The organism is Vibrio gazogenes (assembly GCF_023920225.1).
Lineage (GTDB): Bacteria > Pseudomonadota > Gammaproteobacteria > Enterobacterales > Vibrionaceae > Vibrio > Vibrio gazogenes.
Genome location: NZ_CP092587.1, coordinates 2,029,514 through 2,053,572 on the forward strand (window position 1 = coordinate 2,029,514; position 24,059 = coordinate 2,053,572).

Here is a 24,059-nt window from a genome sequence, read left to right on the forward strand (position 1 = left end):
TTAACCGTGATATTTCACCGAGAACTCATGGTCATTAATAATCACTGCAATGGTGCTACTCGCATTAAAGCTGGAATCATAACCAAAGTCAGCAACATTCACATCGTTGATACTCAGGTGAGTCTGTCCATGCTCAGTTGTCACTTCAACATGTTGATCCAGATATTGCTGAATTGCATCATTATCCTGGTTATCTAAGGCATCGGCTAGCAGATTAGACAAGTCAATCGCATCTTCAGAACTTTGGAAATCCTGAATTTCATCAACAGAAGAAGAGTCCAGAACAAACAGATCTTCACCTGCGCCACCAATCATCACATCAGAGCCATCCCCATGAGCGTCATCTTGTGAACCACCAATCAAGATATCATTACCAGCACCACCGGAGAGATAATCATCCCCCATACCACCAATCAAGATATCATCACCGACACTACCAGAGAGATAATCATCACCCTGACCACCAATCAGAATATCATCGCCGTCCCGGCCATATAAATAATCATCACCTCTTTCACCCTCAAGCAGATCGCCATCACCACCATAACTACTGATAAGTGTGTCATCACCATTTCCGCCGTTTAGCCAATCGGTACCACCGAGTCCACCATCAATCCAGTCGTCACCGTTATGGCCATCAATATGATCATTGTCGGGTGAGCCGACTAAGTGATTGCTGTGATTGTCACCGTCAGTTTGCCAATAATGGTCAGCTGCAAATTGATCGATTCGGTCCTCATACCCTGCTGCCATTGCCTCATGATCAGTGATCACATCAACAGAACCGGCAGCAGTTACATCACCATTTACAGTTGGATAAGCGTCACTGCCAAGTACGGAATAATCACCCGTAACACCGTCCGTTACATCAGCCAACGAAACCGTTAATTGATGGGCTTCACCCTGATCCCAATAAATTATTTCAACAGTCTGATAGCCGGATCCATCCACGGTAAAGGTAAAGGTATCGGTTGTCGCAGACTGAATACCGTCATATGCAGCGACAACGACGCCATTAATCTTAACCTGATAACCGTCATCCGCGGTGACTTTCATTGAATAAGTGCCACTATCAAGCGCAACACCACCAGTCAAACGAACAACAGCATCTGATGAATTTTCCTTATTGTTGAAAACCACAGAGCTATCATCACCGGTATCTTCCAGCCACTCTTCGAGATTGGTGCGACCATTCAACCAGTAGGATGCATCATATCCCCCTAAGTCATGCGCAAATAAATCACTCTGATAATTGACTTGGGTCGAGGTAAATTCAGCATTCGGATCCTGATTCTGGATAATCCCCAATGCATCAGCAAGGCTATCGACATTATTCCAGTGATTAGACCAATCTTCCTGATAATTATAAAACTCACCATGAAGGCCTGAGCTCAACGGTGCGGCAGAATTTCCGGACACTTCGAAGTTGAGTGAACTGGTTGCACTATCGCCATCATTGTCCGTGACCACATAGTTAAATGAATCAGTTGCCGTTGTCCCTTCATCCAGAGCCGCCAGAGCATCTTCATTGACATCGTAGGTATAATGACCATCAGCGTAGACAGTAAGTGTACCGTATTCCCCATGGATTACCGTGTCACCATTATTCTCTGTCCCTGATTGCCACACCACGGAAGCCATGCCGTCAGCACCCGCATCATAATCGACCGTTCCTGTTACCATTTGGTCAGGATGAGAATCCGGAGGAGTGTTCAGACTAGCAACGAGCGTATAGGTTTCGGTTTCACCTTCTGCTGTCACGACAGATTTCGAAATTGTACCGTCGTCATTCTTAAAGCCTTCAATATCCAATCGATACATAACCCCATCGATTTCGACATCAACGTAATCCGTCGTCAACGTAATTGAATCACCATCAGTATTCGTGTTATTTGAAGTCTCATCATGATCAACATTTAAGTGAATGGTAATCGACTGGGTCACCCCATTCACTGTCACCTGAGTAACGACTGTTAATACCGTACTATCCAGTGTCGACTCATTGCTCAATACCGAACCATTGTGGTGCACTAAGGTCGCCAGTTCAAATGGCTGCCCCTCAGTATAATGATGCGATCCTTGCTGTGATGACACTTGATAAGAGGAGTAACTACTATCCCCCGGTCCCGAGGTTCCCCAAGTAATACTTGAATCCGTTTGTTGAGTGTGCCAACAGCCATTATCAAAAACAGAATTCCCCAATGACACTGTCGTCCCGGAAACCGAAAAATCAAAAGGCGCACCATCAGTTTCAACCACAACGTCTGTCGTATGGGAATCCGGTGAATCATCTTCAATCGAGACTTGAATGGATTGAGTTGAAACCGTTTGACCATCATCTGCAGAGATACCGAAATCAACTTGAAGTGAATCTTCACCTGATGAGTCAGGATGATCAACCGGACCTTGCATATTAACCGTATATGAATAGTCGCCATCTCCCTCATCGGAAAGACTAATCGTCATCACGGTTTCACCATTTGCCTGACCAATCAAAGAACCATCTTCCAGCAACGTCCAGATGATCGCGATACCATGGCTATATAATGCCGTTGTTGGCGCAACAAGTGACAATGTCACAGAAGAAGAGTCCGGATCAGAGACAGAAAAAGATCCTGAAGCTTGTCTGGCATTTGTTGTATCACGACTACCGGTCGTATCGGGGTTCCCCTGATTTAAACCTTCCTCAGAAATCGAGACTTGTTTTGCCGAATCATCCAAAGCAATAACAGGCGCATTATTCGTACCGGTAATATCAATCTCGATTTGCTTAGCGGTGCCGTCACTTGCCGTCAGGGTAATGGTATCAGTGACCTGCTCGCCATCCGCTAGGGACTGGGCTTTACTTTGATCTAAGGTATAAGTCCATTGACCGTTCACCAAGGTCAAACTACCGTAAGTACCACTGACCGTCGTATCGGCAAACGTCGGATTATCACTGGCATCTGCATCCGTAATCGCGATCGTACCACTGACCTGTGCCACATCACCGATATCCCCTTCGGTCACGCTGCCGCTGAAGGTGCCGGTCACCACCGGCGCATCATCGGTACCGGTCACGGTAATGGTTAGCGTCGTCGTCACCGTCGCATCATGATCATCAGTCACAGTGACAGGCACTTGAATGACTTGCGTCTCGCCTTCCGCCAAAGCGTCATAATCAGAGGCATCAAAACTGTAGGTGCCATCGGCATTTAAGGTCAAACCGGGCACGTATGATTCGGTGCTATATGTCAGACTGGCATCATCCGGTAAATCCACATCGGTCGCCGTGATACTACCGGTAATCGTCGCGTCTTCAGTCACCGAGTCAGTCACGGCCTCTGCTACCGGTGCATCATTGGTACCCACCACCCGAATAGTCAGTGTCGTGGTCCCTGTCGCGCCAAGATCATCAGTCACCGTGACCGGTACTTCGATTATCTGTATTTCACCCGCAGTCAACGCATCATAGCTGGATGCATCAAAACTGTAAGTGCCATCAGCATTGAGCGTCAAGCCTGCCACATTCGACTCGGTACTAAACGTCAGACTCGCGTCATCCGGTAAATCGACATCGGTGGCGATAATGCGACCAGTAATCGCATTATCTTCCGCTACAATCCCCGCAGTTGTATCCACCACCGGTGCATCATTGGTTCCGGTCACAGTAATTGTCAGTGTCGTACCCGTCTCCGCACCGAGATCATCGGTAACCGTGACAGGCACTTCAATCACCTGGGTCTCGCCTTCCTCTAAGGCGTCATAACCGGAAGCATCAAAACGATACGTCCCATCAGCATTGAGCGTCAGGCCTAACACATTTGATTCGGTGCTATACGTCAGACTGGCATCCGCCGGTAAGTCTACATCGGTCGCCGTAATACTGCCGGTAATGGTCGCGTCTTCCGTCACCGAGTCAGTCACTGCCTCTACTAGCGGCGCATCATTGGTACCCACCACCCGAATAGTCAGTGTCGTGGTCCCCGTCGCGCCAAGATCATCGGTCACCGTGATCGGTACTTTGATTATCTGTATTTCACCCGCAGCCAACGCATCATAGCTAGATGCATCAAAACTGTAAGTGCCATCAGCATTGAGCGTCAAGCCTGCCACATTCGACTCGGTACTAAACGTCAGACTTGCGTCATCCGGCAAATCAACATCGGTGGCAATGATATGACCGGTAATCGCGTTATCTTCCGCCACTATCCCCATCGCCGTATGAGCTTGTGGCGCATCATTGGTGCCGATTACGGTAATCGTCAGTGTAGTGGCCGTCTCCGCACCCTGATCATCCGTCACTGTGACAGGCACTTTAATGACTTGCGTCTCACCTTCTGACAAATGGTCATAACTGGAGGCATCAAAGCTGTAGCTGCCGTTCGCATTGAAAGTTAGGCCGGACACTGTTGATTCGGTGCTATACGTCAGACTGGCGTCATCCGGTAAATCCACATCGCTCGCGGTGATATTGCCACTGATAGTCGTATCTTCACTAACCGAGCGGGTTACCGCCTCGGCCACTGGTGCATCATTGGTCCCGGTGATGGTAATCTTGATATCTTGTGTCGTGCCATCACTGGCCGTCAGGGTAATGGTATCCGTGACGATTTCATCCTGAGCCAGAGACTGGACTTGCTGTTGATTTAAGGTGTAGGTCCATTGACCGTCAACCAGAGTCACACTGCCGTAAGTGCCACTGACCGTGGTATCGGCAAACACCGGCGTATCCCCGGCATCCGCATCCGTAATCGCAAGACTGCCACTGACCTGCGCCACATCACCGATATCCCCTTCGGTCACACTGCCGCTAAAAGAGCCGGTCACCACCGGCGCATCATCTGTGCCGGTCACTGTAATCGTCAGGGTGGTGGTCGTCTCCGCACCCTGATCATCAGTCACTGTGACAGGCACTTTAATAACTTGCGTCTCACCTTCTGACAAATGGTCATAGCCGGAGGCATCAAAGCTGTAAGAGCCGTCCGCATTGAGTGTCAGGCCTAACACATTTGATTCGGTGCTATATGTCAGACTGGCGTCATCCGGTAAATCCACATCGCTCGCGGTGATGCTGCCACTGATGGTCGCATCTTCACTGACCGAGCGGGTGACCGCCTCGGCCACCGGCGCATCATTGGTGCCCACTACCGTAATGGTGAGCGTGGTCTCGGCTGTCGCACCGCGATCATCGGTGACCGTGATCGGTACTTCGATCACCTGTTTCTCACCTGCGCCCAGGGCGTCATAACCAGAGGCATCAAAGCTGTAGCTACCGTCCGCATTGAAAGTCAGGCCGGACACCGTTGATTCGGTGCTATATGTCAGACTGGCGTCATCCGGTAAATCCACATCGCTCGCGGTGATGCTACCGGTAATGGTCGCATCTTCACTGACCGAGCGGGTCACCGCCTCAGCCACCGGCGCATCGTTGGTGCCCACCACCGTAATAGTGAGCGTGGTCTCGGCTGTCGCACCGCGATCATCGGTGACGGTCACGGGTACTTCAATCACCTGTTTCTCACCTACAGCCAACGCATCATAGCCGGAGGCAGCAAAGCTGTAGCTGCCGTCCGCATTGAGTGTCAGGCCTAACACATTTGATTCGGTGCTATACGTCAGACTGGCATCATCCGGTAAATCCACATCGGTGGCGGCGATATTGCCGGTAATGGTCGCATCTTCACTGACCGAGCGGGTTACCGCCTCGGCCACCGGCGCATCATTGGTGCCCACCACCGTAATGGTGAGCGTGGTCTCGGCCGTCGCACCGCGATCATCGGTGACGGTGACAGGCACTTCGATCACCTGTTTCTCACCTACAGCCAACGCATCATAGCCGGAGGCATCAAAGCTGTAGCTGCCGTCCGCATTGAGTGTCAGGCCGACAACATTCGACTCGGTGGTAAACACCAGATCTTGCCCGTCGGGTAAATCGACATCGGTCGCCGTGACACTGCCGGTAATAGTCGCATCTTCACTGACCGAGCGGGTCACCGCCTCGGCCACCGGCGCATCGTTGGTGCCCACCACCGTAATGGTGAGCGTGGTCTCGGCTGTCGCACCGCGATCATCGGTGACGGTCACGGGTACTTCAATCACCTGTTTCTCACCTACAGCCAACGCATCATAGCCGGAGGCATCAAAGCTGTAAGAGCCATCCGCATTGAGTGTCAGGCCGGACACCGTTGATTCGGTGCTATACGTCAGACTCGCATCATCCGGTAAATCCACATCGGTCGCGGTAATATTGCCGGTAATGGTCGCATCTTCACTAACCGAGCGGGTTACCGCCTCGGCCACCGGCGCATCATTGGTGCCAGTGATGGTAATGGTCAGTGTCGTGGTCACTGTCGCGCCGCGATCATCCGTCACGGTCACGGGTACTTCAAACTCTTGTGTCTCACCCACACCCAGCGCGTCATAACCAGAGGCATCAAAGCTGTAACTGCCGTCCGCATTGAGTGTCAGGCCGGACACCGTTGATTCAGTGCTATACGTCAGACTGGCATCATCCGGTAAATCCACATCGGTGGCGGTAATATTGCCGGTAATGGTCGCATCTTCACTAACCGAGCGGGTTACCGCCTCGGCCACCGGCGCATCATTGGTGCCCACCACCGTAATGGTGAGCGTGGTCTCGGCTGTCGCACCGCGATCATCGGTGACTGTGATCGGTACTTCAATCACCTGTTTCTCACCCGCAGCCAGCGCATCATAGCCGGAGGCATCAAAGCTGTAAGAGCCGTCCGTATTGAGTGTCAGTCCAGACACCGTTGATTCGGCGCTATATGTCAGACTCGCGTCATCCGGTAAATCCACATCGGTGGCGGTGATATTGCCGGTAATGGTCGCATCTTCACTAACCGAGCGGGTCACCGCCTCAACCACCGGCGCATCATTGGTGCCCACCACCGTAATGGTGAGCGTGGTCTCAGCCGTCGCACCGCGATCATCGGTGACCGTGATCGGTACTTCGATCACCTGTTTCTCACCTGCGCCCAGGGCGTCATAACCAGAGGCATCAAAGCTGTAGCTACCGTCCGCATTGAAAGTCAGGCCGGCCACCGTTGATTCGGTGCTATATGTCAGACTGGCGTCATCCGGTAAATCCACATCGCTCGCGGTGATATTGCCACTGATGGTCGTATCTTCACTAACCGAGCGGGTTACCGCCTCGACCACTGGTGCATCATTGGTCCCGGTGATGGTAATCGTCAGGGTGGTCGTTACTGTCGCACCACGATCATCCGTCACGGTCACAGGTACTTCAATTTCTTGTGTTTCACCTGCGCCCAGGGCGTCATAACCAGAGGCATCAAAACTGTAGCTGCCGTCCGCATTGAAGGTCAGGCCGGACACTGTTGATTCGGTGCTATACGTCAGACTGGCGTCATCCGGTAAATCCACATCGCTCGCGGTGATATTGCCACTGATAGTCGTATCTTCACTAACCGAGCGGGTTACCGCCTCGGCCACTGGTGCATCATTGGTCCCGGTGATGGTAATCTTGATATCTTGTGTCGTGCCATCACTGGCCGTCAGGGTAATGGTATCCGTGACGGTTTCATCCTGGGCCAGAGACTGGACTTGCTGTTGATTTAAGGTGTAGGTCCATTGACCGTCAACCAGAGTCAGACTGCCGTAAGTGCCACTGACCGTGGTATCGGCAAACACCGGCGTATCCCCGGCATCCGCATCCGTAATCGCAAGACTGCCACTGACCTGCGCCACATCACCGATATCCCCTTCGGTCACACTGCCGCTGAAAGAGCCGGTCACCACCGGCGCATCATCTGTGCCGGTCACTGTAATCGTCAGGGTGGTGGTCGTCTCCGCACCCTGATCATCAGTCACTGTGACAGGCACTTTAATAACTTGCGTCTCACCTTCTGACAAATGGTCATAGCCGGAGGCATCAAAGCTGTAGCTGCCGTCCGCATTGAAGGTCAGGCCGGACACCGTTGATTCAGTGCTATACGTCAGACTCGCGTCATTCGGTAAATCCACATCAGTCGCCGTGATATTACCGGTAATGGTCGCATCTTCACTAACCGAGCGGGTGACCGCCTCGGCCACCGGCGCATCATTGGTACCCACCACCGTAATGGTGAGCGTGGTCTCAGCCGTCGCACCGCGATCATCGGTGACGGTGACAGGCACTTCGATCACCTGTTTCTCACCCGCAGCCAACGCATCATAGCCGGAGGCATCAAAGCTGTAAGAGCCGTCCACATTGAGTGTCAGGCCGGACACCGTTGATTCGGTGCTATACGTTAGACTGGCATCATCCGGTAAATCCACATCGCTAGCGGTGATATTGCCGGTAATGGTCGCATCTTCACTGACCGAGCGGGTGACCGCCTCGGCCACCGGCGCATCATTAGTGCCCACCACCGTAATGGTGAGCGTGGTCTCAGCCGTCGCACCGCGATCATCGGTGACTGTGATCGGTACTTCAATCACCTGTTTCTCACCTACAGCCAACGCATCATAGCCGGAGGCATCAAAGCTGTAAGTACCGTCCGTATTAAGCGTCAGGCCGGCAACATTCGACTCGGTAGTAAACACCAGATCTTGCCCGTCGGGTAAATCGACATCGGTCGCCGTGACACTGCCGGTAATAGTCGCATCTTCACTGACCGAGCGGGTCACCGCCTCGGCCACCGGCGCATCGTTGGTACCCACCACCGTAATGGTGAGCGTGGTCTCGGCCGTCGCACCGCGATCATCGGTCACGGTGACAGGCACTTCGATCACCTGTTTATCACCCGCAGCCAACACATCATAGCCGGAGGCATCAAAACTGTAAGTGCCGTCCGTATTGAGCGTCAGGCCGGCAACATTCGACTCGGTGGTAAACACCAGATCTTGCCCGTCGGGTAAATCGACATCGGTCGCCGTGACACTGCCGGTAATGGTCGCATCTTCCGCCACTATTCCCACCGCAGTCTGCGCCTCCGGTGCATCATTGGTACCCACCACCGTAATGGTGAGCGTGGTTTCAGCCGTCGCGCCGCGATCATCGGTGACGGTCACGGGTACTTCAATCACCTGTTTCTCACCTACAGCCAACGCATCATAGCCGGAGGCATCAAAGCTGTAAGAGCCATCCGCATTGAGTGTCAGGCCTAACACATTTGATTCGGTGCTATACGTCAGACTCGCGTCATCCGGTAAATCCACATCGGTGGCGGTAATATTGCCGGTAATGGTCGCATCTTCACTAACCGAGCGGGTCACCGCCTCAACCACCGGCGCATCATTGGTGCCCACCACCGTAATGGTGAGCGTGGTCTCAGCCGTCGCACCGCGATCATCGGTGACCGTGATCGGTACTTCGATCACCTGTTTCTCACCTGCGCCCAGGGCGTCATAACCAGAGGCATCAAAGCTGTAGCTACCGTCCGCATTGAAAGTCAGGCCGGCCACCGTTGATTCGGTGCTATATGTCAGACTGGCGTCATCCGGTAAATCCACATCGGTGGCGGTAATATTGCCGGTAATGGTCGCATCTTCACTGACTGAGCGGGTGACCGCCTCGACCACTGGTGCATCATTGGTCCCGGTCACGGTAATCGTCAGGGTGGTCGTTACTGTCGCACCACGATCATCCGTCACGGTCACAGGTACTTCAATTTCTTGTGTTTCACCTGCGCCCAGGGCGTCATAACCAGAGGCATCAAAACTGTAGCTGCCGTCCGCATTGAAGGTCAGGCCGGACACTGTTGATTCGGTGCTATACGTCAGACTGGCGTCATCCGGTAAATCCACATCGCTCGCGGTGATATTGCCACTGATAGTCGTATCTTCACTAACCGAGCGGGTTACCGCCTCGGCCACTGGTGCATCATTGGTCCCGGTGATGGTAATCTTGATATCTTGTGTCGTGCCATCACTGGCCGTCAGGGTAATGGTATCCGTGACGGTTTCATCCTGGGCCAGAGACTGGACTTGCTGTTGATTTAAGGTGTAGGTCCATTGACCGTCAACCAGAGTCAGACTGCCGTAAGTGCCACTGACCGTGGTATCGGCAAACACCGGCGTATCCCCGGCATCCGCATCCGTAATCGCAAGACTGCCACTGACCTGCGCCACATCACCGATATCCCCTTCGGTCACACTGCCGCTGAAAGAGCCGGTCACCACCGGCGCATCATCTGTGCCGGTCACTGTAATCGTCAGGGTGGTGGTCGTCTCCGCACCCTGATCATCAGTCACTGTGACAGGCACTTTAATAACTTGCGTCTCACCTTCTGACAAATGGTCATAGCCGGAGGCATCAAAGCTGTAGCTGCCGTCCGCATTGAAGGTCAGGCCGGACACCGTTGATTCAGTGCTATATGTCAGACTGGCGTCATCCGGTAAATCCACATCGGTGGCGGTAATATTGCCGGTAATGGTCGCATCTTCACTGACTGAGCGGGTGACCGCCTCGACCACTGGTGCATCATTGGTCCCGGTCACGGTAATCGTCAGGGTGGTCGTTACTGTCGCGCCGCGATCATCCGTCACGGTCACAGGTACTTCAATTTCTTGTGTCTCACCCGCGCCCAGCGCGTCATAACCAGAGGCATCAAAGCTGTAGCTGCCGTCCGCATTGAGTGTCAGGCCGGACACCGTTGATTCGGTGCTATACGTCAGACTGGCGTCATCCGGTAAATCCACATCGGTCGCCGTGATATTGCCGGTAATGGTCGCATCTTCACTGACCGAGCGGGTGACCGCCTCGGCCTCCGGTGCATCATTGGTCCCGGTCACGGTAATCGTCAGTGTCGTGGTCACTGTCGCGCCGCGATCATCCGTCACGGTCACAGGCACTTCAATTTCTTGTGTCTCACCCACACCCAGCGCGTCATAACCAGAGGCATCAAAGCTGTAAGTACCGTCCGCATTGAAGGTCAGGCCGGACACCGTTGATTCGGTGCTGAATGTCAGACTAGCATCATCCGGTAAATCCACATCGCTAGCGGTGATATTACCGGTAATGGTCGCATCTTCACTGACCGAGCGGGTCACCGCCTCGGCCACCGGCGCATCGTTGGTACCCACCACCGTAATGGTGAGCGTGGTCTCGACCGTCGCACCGCGATCATCGGTGACGGTGACAGGCACTTCGATCACCTGTTTCTCACCCGCAGCCAACGCATCATAGCCGGAGGCATCAAAGCTATAACTGCCGTCCGCATTAAGCGTCAGGCCGGCAACATTCGACTCGGTGGTAAACACCAGATCTTGCCCGTCGGGTAAATCGACATCGGTCGCCGTAATACTGCCGGTAATCGTCGCATCTTCCGCCACTATTCCCACCGCGGCCTGCGCCTCCGGCGCATCATTGGTGCCCACCACCGTAATGGTAAGCGTGGTCTCAGCCGTCGCACCGCGATCATCCGTCACGGTCACAGGCACTTCGATCACCTGTTTCTCACCCGCAGCCAGCGCATCATAGCCGGAGGCATCAAAACTGTAACTGCCGTCCGCATTAAGCGTCAGGCCAGCAACATTCGACTCGGTGGTAAACACCAGATCTTGCCCGTCGGGTAAATCGACATCGGTCGCCGTGACACTGCCGGTAATCGTCGCATCTTCCGCCACTATTCCCACCGCGGCCTGCGCCTCCGGCGCATCATTGGTGCCCACCACCGTAATGGTAAGCGTGGTCTCAGCCGTCGCACCGCGATCATCCGTCACGGTCACAGGCACTTCGATCACCTGTTTCTCACCCGCAGCCAGCGCATCATAGCCGGAGGCATCAAAACTGTAACTGCCGTCCGCATTAAGCGTCAGGCCGGCAACATTCGACTCGGTGGTAAACACCAGATCTTGCCCGTCGGGTAAATCGACATCGGTCGCCGTGACACTGCCGGTAATAGTCGCATCTTCCGCCACTATTCCCACCGCAGTCTGCGCCTCCGGTGCATCATTGGTACCCACCACCGTAATGGTGAGCGTGGTTTCAGCCGTCGCGCCACGATCATCGGTGACTGTGATCGGTACTTCAATCACCTGTTTCTCACCCGCAGCCAACGCATCATAGCCGGAGGCATCAAAGCTGTAGCTCCCGTCCGCATTAAGCGTCAGGCCGGCAACATTCGACTCGGTGGTAAACACCAGATCTTGCCCGTCGGGTAAATCGACATCGGTCGCCGTAATACTGCCGGTAATAGTCGCATCTTCCGCCACTATTCCCACCGCGGCCTGCGCCTCCGGCGCATCATTGGTGCCCACCACCGTAATGGTAAGCGTGGTCTCAGCCGTCGCACCGCGATCATCCGTCACGGTGACAGGCACTTCGATCACCTGTTTCTCACCCGCAGCCAGCGCATCATAGCCGGAGGCATCAAAACTGTAACTGCCGTCCGCATTAAGCGTCAGGCCGGCAACATTCGACTCGGTGGTAAACACCAGATCTTGCCCGTCGGGTAAATCGACATCGGTCGCCGTGACACTGCCGGTAATAGTCGCATCTTCCGCCACTATTCCCACCGCAGTCTGCGCCTCCGGTGCATCATTGGTACCCACCACCGTAATGGTGAGCGTGGTTTCAGCCGTCGCGCCACGATCATCGGTGACTGTGATCGGTACTTCAATCACCTGTTTCTCACCTGCAGCCAGCGCGTCATAGCTGGAGGCATCAAAACTGTAACTGCCGTCCGCATTAAGCGTCAGGCCGGCAACATTCGACTCGGTGGTAAACACCAGATCTTGCCCGTCGGGTAAATCGACATCGGTCGCCGTGACACTGCCGGTAATAGTCGCATCTTCCGCCACTATTCCCACCGCAGCCTGCGCTTCCGGTGCATCATTGGTGCCTACCACCGTAATGGTGAGCGTGGTCTCGGCTGTCGCACCGCGATCATCGGTGACCGTGATCGGCACTTCGATCACCTGTTCCTCACCTGCGCCTAGGGCGTCATAACCAGAGGCATCAAAGCTGTAGCTGCCATCCGCATTGAGTGTCAGGCCGGACACCGTTGATTCGGTGCTATACGTCAGACTCGCGTCATCCGGTAAATCCACATCGGTGGCGGTAATATTGCCGGTAATGGTCGCATCTTCACTGACCGAGCGGGTCACCGCCTCGGCCACCGGCGCATCATTAGTGCCCACCACCGTAATGGTGAGCGTGGTCTCGGCTGTCGCACCGCGATCATCCGTCACGGTCACGGGTACTTCAATCACCTGTTTCTCACCTACAGCCAACGCATCATAGCCGGAGGCAGCAAAGCTGTAAGAGCCATCCGCATTGAGTGTCAGGCCGGACACCGTTGATTCGGTGCTATACGTCAGACTCGCGTCATCCGGTAAATCCACATCGGTGGCGGTAATATTGCCGGTAATGGTCGCATCTTCACTGACCGAGCGGGTGACCGCCTCGGCCACCGGCGCATCATTGGTCCCGGTCACGGTAATCGTCAGGGTGGTAGTGACTGTCGCACCACGATCATCCGTCACGGTCACAGGTACTTCAATTTCTTGTGTTTCACCTGCGCCTAGGGCGTCATAACCAGAGGCATCAAAACTGTAGCTGCCGTCCGCATTGAAGGTCAGGCCGGACACTGTTGATTCAGCGCTGAACGTTAGACTAGCGTCATTCGGTAAATCCACATCGGTGGCGGTAATATTGCCGGTAATGGTCGCATCTTCACTGACTGAGCGGGTGACCGCCTCGACCACCGGTGCATCATTGGTCCCGGTCACGGTAATCGTCAGGGTGGTAGTGACTGTTGCGCCACGATCATCCGTCACAGTCACGGGCACTTCAATTTCTTGTGTCTCACCCGCGCCTAGGGCGTCATAACCAGAGGCATCAAAGCTGTAGCTACCGTCCGCATTGAAAGTCAGGCCGGACACCGTTGATTCAGTGCTGAATGTCAGACTGGCGTCATCCGGTAAATCCACATCGGTGGCGGTAATATTGCCGGTAATGGTCGCATCTTCACTGACTGAGCGGGTGACCGCCTCGACCACCGGTGCATCATTGGTCCCGGTCACGGTAATCGTCAGGGTGGTAGTGACTGTTGCGCCACGATCATCCGTCACAGTCACGGGCACTTCAATTTCTTGTGTCTCACCCGCGCCTAGGGCGTCATAACCAGAGGCATCAAAGCTGTAGCTACCGTCCGCATTGAAAGTCAGGCCGGACACCGTTGATTCAGTGCTGAATGTCAGACTGGCGTCATCCGGTAAATCCACATCGCTCGCGGTGATGCTGCCACTGATGGTCGCATCTTCACTAACCGAGCGGGTCACCGCCTCGGCCACCGGCGCATCGTTGGTCCCGGTCACGGTAATCGTCAGTGTGGTCGTTACTGTCGCGCCGCGATCATCCGTCACGGTCACAGGTACTTCAATTTCTTGTGTCTCACCCGCGCCCAGCGCGTCATAACCAGAGGCATCAAAGCTGTAGCTGCCGTCCGCATTGAGTGTCAGGCCGGACACCGTTGATTCGGTGCTATACGTCAGACTGGCGTCATCCGGTAAATCCACATCGGTCGCCGTGATATTGCCGGTAATGGTCGCATCTTCACTGACCGAGCGGGTGACCGCCTCGGCCTCCGGTGCATCATTGGTCCCGGTCACGGTAATCGTCAGTGTCGTGGTCACTGTCGCGCCGCGATCATCCGTCACGGTCACAGGCACTTCAATTTCTTGTGTCTCACCCACACCCAGCGCGTCATAACCAGAGGCATCAAAGCTGTAAGTACCGTCCGCATTGAAGGTCAGGCCGGACACCGTTGATTCGGTGCTGAATGTCAGACTAGCATCATCCGGTAAATCCACATCGCTAGCGGTGATATTACCGGTAATGGTCGCATCTTCACTGACCGAGCGGGTCACCGCCTCGGCCACCGGCGCATCGTTGGTACCCACCACCGTAATGGTGAGCGTGGTCTCGACCGTCGCACCGCGATCATCGGTGACGGTGACAGGCACTTCGATCACCTGTTTCTCACCCGCAGCCAACGCATCATAGCCGGAGGCATCAAAGCTGTAGCTGCCGTCTGCATTGAGTGTCAGGCCGGACACCGTTGATTCGGTGCTATACGTCAGACTGGCATCATCCGGTAAATCCACATCGGTGGCGGTAATATTGCCGGTAATGGTCGCATCTTCCGCCACAATTCCCACCGCGGCCTGCGCCTCCGGCGCATCATTGGTGCCCACCACCGTAATGGTAAGCGTGGTCTCAGCCGTCGCACCGCGATCATCCGTCACGGTCACAGGCACTTCGATCACCTGTTTCTCACCCGCAGCCAGCGCATCATAGCCGGAGGCATCAAAACTGTAACTGCCGTCCGCATTAAGCGTCAGGCCGGCAACATTCGACTCGGTGGTAAACACCAGATCTTGCCCGTCGGGTAAATCGACATCGGTCGCCGTGACACTGCCGGTAATGGTCGCATCTTCCGCCACAATTCCCACCGCGGCCTGCGCCTCCGGCGCATCATTGGTGCCCACCACCGTAATGGTAAGCGTGGTCTCAGCCGTCGCACCGCGATCATCCGTCACGGTCACAGGCACTTCGATCACCTGTTTCTCACCCGCAGCCAGCGCATCATAGCCGGAGGCATCAAAACTGTAACTGCCGTCCGCATTAAGCGTCAGGCCGGCAACATTCGACTCGGTGGTAAACACCAGATCTTGCCCGTCGGGTAAATCGACATCGGTCGCCGTGACACTGCCGGTAATAGTCGCATCTTCCGCCACTATTCCCACCGCAGCCTGCGCTTCCGGTGCATCATTGGTGCCTACCACCGTAATGGTGAGCGTGGTTTCAGCCGTCGCGCCGCGATCATCGGTGACCGTGATCGGCACTTCGATCACCTGTTCCTCACCTGCGCCTAGGGCGTCATAACCAGAGGCATCAAAGCTGTAGCTGCCGTCCGCATTGAGTGTCAGGCCGGACACCGTTGATTCGGTGCTATACGTCAGACTGGCATCATCCGGTAAATCCACATCGGTGGCGGTAATATTGCCGGTAATGGTCGCATCTTCACTGACCGAGCGGGTCACCGCCTCGGCCACCGGCGCATCATTAGTGCCCACCACCGTAATGGTGAGCGTGGTCTCGGCTGTCGCACCGCGATCATCCGTCACGGTCACGGGTACTTCAATCACCTGTTTCTCACCTACAGCCAACGCATCATAGCCGGAGGCATCAAAGCTGTAAGAGCCATCCGCATTGAGTGTCAGGCCGGACACCGTTGATTCGGTGCTATACGTCAGACTCGCGTCATCCGGTAAATCCACATCGGTGGCGGTAATATTGCCGGTAATGGTCGCATCTTCACTGACCGAGCGGGTCACCGCCTCGGCCACCGGCGCATCATTGGTCCCGGTCACGGTGATGGTCAGGGTAGTAGTCACTGTCGCGCCGCGATCATCCGTCACGGTCACAGGTACTTCAATTTCTTGTGTTTCACCCGCGCCCAGAGCGTCATAACCAGAGGCATCAAAGCTGTAAGAGCCATCCGCATTGAGTGTCAGGCCGGACACCGTTGATTCGGTGCTATATGTCAGACTGGCGTCATCCGGTAAATCCACATCGGTCGCGGTAATATTGCCGGTAATGGTCGCATCTTCACTGACTGAGCGGGTGACCGCCTCGGCCACTGGTGCATCATTGGTCCCGGTCACGGTAATCGTCAGGGTAGTAGTCACTGTCGCACCACGATCATCCGTCACGGTCACAGGTACTTCAATTTCTTGTGTTTCACCTGCGCCTAGGGCGTCATAACCAGAGGCATCAAAACTGTAGCTGCCGTCCGCATTGAAGGTCAGGCCGGACACTGTTGATTCAGTGCTATACGTCAGACTAGCGTCATCCGGTAAATCCACATCGGTGGCGGTAATATTGCCGGTAATGGTCGCATCTTCACTGACTGAGCGGGTGACCGCCTCGACCACCGGTGCATCATTGGTCCCGGTCACGGTAATCGTCAGGGTGGTAGTGACTGTTGCGCCACGATCATCCGTCACAGTCACGGGCACTTCAATTTCTTGTGTTTCACCTGCGCCTAGGGCGTCATAACCAGAGGCATCAAAGCTGTAGCTACCGTCCGCATTGAAAGTCAGGCCGGACACCGTTGATTCAGTGCTGAATGTCAGACTGGCATCATCCGGTAAATCCACATCGGTGGCGGTAATATTGCCGGTAATGGTCGCATCTTCACTGACCGAGCGGGTCACCGCCTCGGCCACCGGCGCATCATTGGTGCCCACCACCGTAATGGTGAGCGTGGTCTCAGCCGTCGCACCGCGATCATCGGTGACGGTCACGGGTACTTCGATCACCTGTTTCTCACCTACAGCCAACGCATCATAGCCGGAGGCATCAAAGCTGTAAGTACCGTCCGTATTAAGCGTCAGGCCGGCAACATTCGACTCGGTGGTAAACACCAGATCTTGCCCGTCGGGTAAATCGACATCGGTCGCCGTGACACTGCCGGTAATAGTCGCATCTTCACTGACCGAGCGGGTCACCGCCTCGGCCACCGGCGCATCGTTGGTGCCCACCACCGTAATGGTGAGCGTGGTCTCGGCTGTCGCACCGCGATCATCGGTGACGGTGACAGGTACTTCAATCACCTGTTTCTCACCTACAGCCAACGCATCATAGCCGGAGGCATCAAAGCTGTAAGTACCGTCCGTATTAAGCGTCAGGCCGGACACCGTTGATTCGGTGCTATACGTCAGACTGGCATCATCCGGTAAATCCACATCGGTGGCGGTAATATTGCCGGTAATGGTCGCATCTTCACTGACCGAGCGGGTTACCGCCTCGGCCACCGGCGCATCATTGGTGCCAGTGATGGTAATGGTCAGTGTGGTCTCAGCCGTCGCACCGCGATCATCGGTGACGGTCACGGGTACTTCAATCACCTGTTTCTCACCTACAGCCAACGCATCATAGCCGGAGGCATCAAAGCTGTAAGAGCCATCCGCATTGAGTGTCAGGCCTAACACATTTGATTCAGTGCTATACGTTAGACTGGCATCATCCGGTAAATCCACATCGGTGGCGGTGATATTGCCGGTAATGGTCGCATCTTCACTGACCGAGCGGGTCACCGCCTCGGCCACCGGCGCATCATTGGTGCCCACCACCGTAATGGTGAGCGTGGTCTCAGCCGTCGCACCGCGATCATCGGTGACGGTCACGGGTACTTCGATCACCTGTTTCTCACCTACAGCCAACGCATCATAGCCGGAGGCATCAAAGCTGTAAGTACCGTCCGCATTAAGCGTCAGGCCGGACACCGTTGATTCGGTGCTATATGTCAGACTGGCATCATCCGGTAAATCCACATCGGTGGCGGTAATATTGCCGGTAATGGTCGCATCTTCACTGACCGAGCGGGTGACCGCCTCGGCCACCGGCGCATCATTGGTACCCACCACCGTAATGGTGAGCGTGGTTTCAGCCGTCGCGCCGCGATCATCGGTGACTGTGATCGGTACTTCAATCACCTGTTTCTCACCCGCAGCCAGCGCATCATAGCTGGAGGCATCAAAGCTGTAAGTACCGTCCGCATTAAGCGTCAGGCCGGCAACATTCGACTCGGTGGTAAACACCAGATCTTGCCCGTCGGGTAAATCGACATCGGTCGCCGTGACACTGCCGGTAATGGTCGCATCTTCCGCCACTATTCCCACCGCGGCCTGCGCCTCCGGTGCATCATTGGTGCCAGTGATGGTAATGGTCAGTGTGGTCTCAGCCGTCGCACCGCGATCATCGGTGACGGTCACGGGTACTTCAATCACCTGTTTCTCACCTACAGCCAACGCATCATAGCCGGAGGCATCAAAGCTGTAAGAGCCATCCGCATTGAGTGTCAGGCCTAACACATTTGATTCAGTGCTATACGTTAGACTGGCATCATCCGGTAAATCCACATCGGTGGCGCTGATATTGCCGGTAATGGTCGCATCTTCACTGACTGAGCGGGTCACCGCCTCGGCCACCGGCGCATCATTGGTGCCCACCACCGTAATGGTGAGCGTGGTCTCAGCCGTCGCACCGCGATCATCGGTGACGGTCACGGGTACTTCGATCACCTGTTTCTCACCTACAGCCAACGCATCATAGCCGGAGGCATCAAAGCTGTAAGTACCGTCCGCATTAAGCGTCAGGCCGGACACCGTTGATTCGGTGCTATATGTCAGACTGGCATCATCCGGTAAATCCACATCGGTGGCGGTAATATTGCCGGTAATGGTCGCATCTTCACTGACCGAGCGGGTGACCGCCTCGGCCACCGGCGCATCATTGGTACCCACCACCGTAATGGTGAGCGTGGTTTCAGCCGTCGCGCCGCGATCATCGGTGACTGTGATCGGTACTTCAATCACCTGTTTCTCACCCGCAGCCAGCGCATCATAGCTGGAGGCATCAAAACTGTAAGTACCGTCCGCATTAAGCGTCAGGCCGGCAACATTCGACTCGGTGGTAAACACCAGATCTTGCCCGTCGGGTAAATCGACATCGGTCGCCGTGACACTGCCGGTAATGGTCGCATCTTCCGCCACTATTCCCACCGCGGCCTGCGCCTCCGGTGCATCATTGGTGCCAGTGATGGTAATGGTCAGTGTCGTGGTCACTGTCGCACCGCGATCATCCGTCACGGTCACGGGTACTTCAAACTCTTGTGTCTCACCCACACCCAGCGCATCATAACCAGAGGCATCAAAGCTGTAGCTGCCATCCGCATTGAGTGTCAGGCCGGACACCGTTGATCCAGTGCTATACGTCAGACTGGCATCATCCGGTAAATCCACATCGCTCGCGGTAATATTGCCGGTAATGGTCGCATCTTCACTGACCGAGCGGGTTACGGCCTCGGCCACCGGCGCATCATTGGTACCCACCACCGTAATGGTGAGCGTGGTCTCAGCCGTCGCACCGCGATCATCGGTGACTGTGATCGGTACTTCAATCACCTGTTTCTCACCCACACCCAACGCATCATAGCCGGAGGCATCAAAACTGTAAGAACCGTCCGCATTAAGCGTCAGGCCGGCAACATTCGATTCGGTGGTAAACACCAGATCTTGCCCGTCGGGTAAATCGACATCGGTCGCCGTGACACTGCCGGTAATGGTCGCATCTTCCGCCACTATTCCCACCGCAGTCTGCGCCTCCGGTGCATCATTGGTGCCAGTGATGGTAATAGTCAGTGTCGTGGTCACTGTCGCACCGCGATCATCCGTCACGGTCACGGGTACTTCAAACTCTTGTGTCTCACCCACACCCAGCGCATCATAACCAGAGGCATCAAAGCTGTAGCTGCCGTCCGCATTGAGTGTCAGTCCGGACACCGTTGATTCAGTGCTGAACGTTAGACTGGCATCATCCGGTAAATCCACATCGCTCGCGGTAATATTGCCGGTAATGGTCGCATCTTCACTGACCGAGCGGGTTACGGCCTCGGCCACCGGCGCATCATTGGTACCCACCACCGTAATGGTGAGCGTGGTCTCAGCCGTCGCACCGCGATCATCGGTGACTGTGATCGGTACTTCAATCACCTGTTTCTCACCCACACCCAACGCATCATAGCCGGAGGCATCAAAACTGTAAGAACCGTCCGCATTAAGCGTCAGGCCGGCAACATTCGATTCGGTGGTAAACACCAGATCTTGCCCGTCGGGTAAATCGACATCGGTCGCCGTGACACTGCCGGTAATGGTCGCATCTTCCGCCACTATTCCCACCGCAGTCTGCGCCTCCGGTGCATCATTGGTGCCAGTGATGGTAATAGTCAGTGTCGTGGTCACTGTCGCACCGCGATCATCCGTCACGGTCACGGGTACTTCAAACTCTTGTGTCTCACCCACACCCAGCGCATCATAACCAGAGGCATCAAAGCTGTAGCTGCCGTCCGCATTGAGTGTCAGTCCGGACACCGTTGATTCAGTGCTGAACGTTAGACTGGCATCATCCGGTAAATCCACATCGCTCGCCGTGACACTGCCGGTAATAGTCGCATCTTCACTGACCGAGCGGGTCACCGTCTCGGCCACCGGCGCATCGTTGGTCCCGGTGATGGTAATCTTGATATCTTGTGTCGTGCCATCACTGGCCGTCAGGGTAATGGTATCCGTGACGGTTTCATCCTGGGCCAGAGACTGGACTTGCTGTTGATTTAAGGTGTAGGTCCATTGACCGTCAACCAGAGTCAGACTGCCGTAAGTGCCACTGACCGTGGTATCGGCAAACACCGGCGTATCCCCGGCATCCGCATCCGTAATCGCAAGACTGCCACTCACCTGCGCCACATCACCGATATCCCCTTCAGTCACACTGCCACTCACCGTACCGGTCACCACCGGCGCATCATCCGTACCGGTCACGGTAATCGTCAAAGTGGTAGTTGTCTCCGCACCCTGATCATCGGTCACGGTGACAGGCACTTTAATCACTTGCGTCTCACCTGCGCTTAGGGCGTCATAACCAGAGGCATCAAAGCTGTAGCTGCCGTCTGTATTAAGCGTCAGTCCGGACACCGTTGATTCGGTGCTGAACGTCAGACCGGCATCATCCGGTAAATCCACATCGCTCGCGGTAATACTGCCGGTAATCGTGGTATCTTCACTAACCGAGCGGGTTACCGCCTCGGCCACCGGCGCATCGTTGGTCCCGGTGATGGTAATCTTGATATCTTGGGTGGTGCCATCACTGGCCGTCAGGGTAATCGTATCCGTGACGGTTTCATCCTGAGCCAGAGACTGGGCCTGCTGTTGATTTAAGGTGTAGGTCCATTGCCCGTCAACCAGAGTCAGACTGCCGTAAGTGCCACTGACCGTGGTATCGGCAAACACCGGTGTATCCCCGGCATCTGCATCCGTAATCGCGATGGTGCCACTCACCTGTGCCACATCACCGATATCCCCTTCGGTCACGCTGCCACTCACCGTGCCGGTTACCACCGGCGCATCATCCGTGCCGGTCACGGTAATCGTCAGGGTGGTGGTCACTGTCGCACCACGATCATCGGTGACGGTCACGGGCACTTCAATTTCTTGTGTCTCACCCGCGCCTAGGGCGTCATAGCCGGAGGCATCAAAACTGTAGCTACCGTCTGTATTGAGTGTCAGGCCGGCCACCGTTGATTCAGTGCTGAACGTCAGACTGGCATTATCCGGTAAATCCACATCGGTGGCGGTGATACTGCCGGTAATGGTCGCATCTTCGCTCACTGAATCCGTTGCGGCTTGGGCGACAGGGGCATCATTGGTGCCGGTTACGGTAATCGTCAGTGTCGTGGTATCGGTCGCGCCGCGCTCATCAAGTACCGTAATCGGGACTTCAATTACTTGCGTCTCACCTTCTGACAAATGGTCATAGCTGGACGCATCAAAACGATATGTTCCATCCGGATTTAAGGTCAGACCGGGTACAGTTGCGTCGGTGATAAACACCAGACTTTGACCAGCGGGTAAATCCACATCGGTGGCGGTGATACTGCCGGTGATGGTCGCATCTTCGCTCACTGAATCCGTTGCGGCTTGGGCAACAGGGGCATCATTGGTGCCCGTTACGGTAATCGTCAGTGTGGTAGTATCGGTCGCACCGCGCTCATCAAGTACCGTAACCGGGACTTCAATCACTTGCGTCTCACCTTCCGACAGTTGGTCATAGCTGGACGCATCAAAACGATATGTTCCATCCGGATTTAAGGTCAGACCGGGTACAGTTGCGTCGGTGATAAACACCAGACTTTGACCAGCGGGTAAATCCACATCGGTGGCGGTGATACTGCCGGTGATGGTCGCATCTTCGCTCACTGAATCCGTTGCGGCTTGGGCGACAGGGGCATCATTGGTGCCCGTTACGGTAATCGTCAGTGTGGTAGTATCGGTCGCACCGCGCTCATCAAGTACCGTAACCGGGACTTCAATCACTTGCGTCTCACCTTCCGACAGTTGGTCATAACTGGACGCATCAAAACGATATGTTCCATCCGGATTTAAGGTCAGACCGGGTACAGTTGCGTCGGTGATAAACACCAGACTTTGACCAGCGGGTAAATCCACATCGGTGGCGGTGATACTGCCGGTGATGGTCGCATCTTCAGTCACCGCATTCGCCGCCGCTTGTGCCACGGGAGCATCATTAGTGCCTGTTACGGTAATCGTCAGTGTGGTAGTATCGGTCGCACCGCGCTCATCAAGTACCGTAACCGGGACTTCAATCACTTGCGTCTCACCTTCCGACAGTTGGTCATAGCTGGACGCATCAAAACGATATGTTCCATCCGGATTTAAGGTCAGACCGGGCACGGTTGAGCCAGTGGTAAACACCAGGCTTTGACCAGCGGGTAAATCCACATCGGTGGCGGTGATACTGCCGGTAATGGTCGCATCTTCAGTCACTGAACCCGTTGCAGCTTGGGCGACAGGGGCATTGTTGGTACCGTCAGCGGTACCTCCAGTTAATGCATCAGATGCAGAATCAGGAGTATTCGTAGAAGTAGATGTTAATGTATTGAAAACATCAAGCAGCGCTAAACCTTGTGTGGTTGATATCGATAAACTGGAAAAACGATAGAGACCTTGTGTGCTAAAGTCGGTTTGTGCAATAAGCTCGTCATTAACAGCTTCAACCGTCGCACTTTCTGATAAACTTGAGCCAGAAGTAGTGCCAGCTGCCGGCGCAAACGTTTCACCTAATTGTGTCGGGTCGTTCCCTTGCTCGATCGATGTAAGTAATTGATTAACATCATCCGTAATATCAACTTTATCACCATTGGGTCCAACAACCTTAGCGTGAAGAGCCGTATATTCATCATGATTTAAAAAGTTCCCGCCTTCTAAAATAACCACGCCTGGCGGTATAATTTCTCCAGGGTTGATAGTAATGACGTTTCCATCCTGATCGATGATAATAACTTGGTCTTTTGCTACATCAGGTAGAGAAATCTTTGACTCAAACCTCATAAACGGCGCCTCTAAATCACATGTATATCAATGAAATGCTAATCAACTTAACGTATAACTATCGGTTCTTAGTCGATACACCTGACAGTCGCTGTATTGTGTATATTTCCTGACTATATATCATACAGCAGTTTAAC

The 24,059-nt window shown here is 54.7% G+C and carries 1 protein-coding gene; it reads right to left on the minus strand.

Annotated elements, in window-relative coordinates:
* Positions 1-23,922: a cadherin-like domain-containing protein gene (locus MKS89_RS09015; protein ID WP_252518329.1), complete on the minus strand. Its 23,922-nt coding sequence runs from the start codon at positions 23,920-23,922 to the stop codon at positions 1-3.
* Positions 23,923-24,059: the final 137 nt, after the last annotated feature.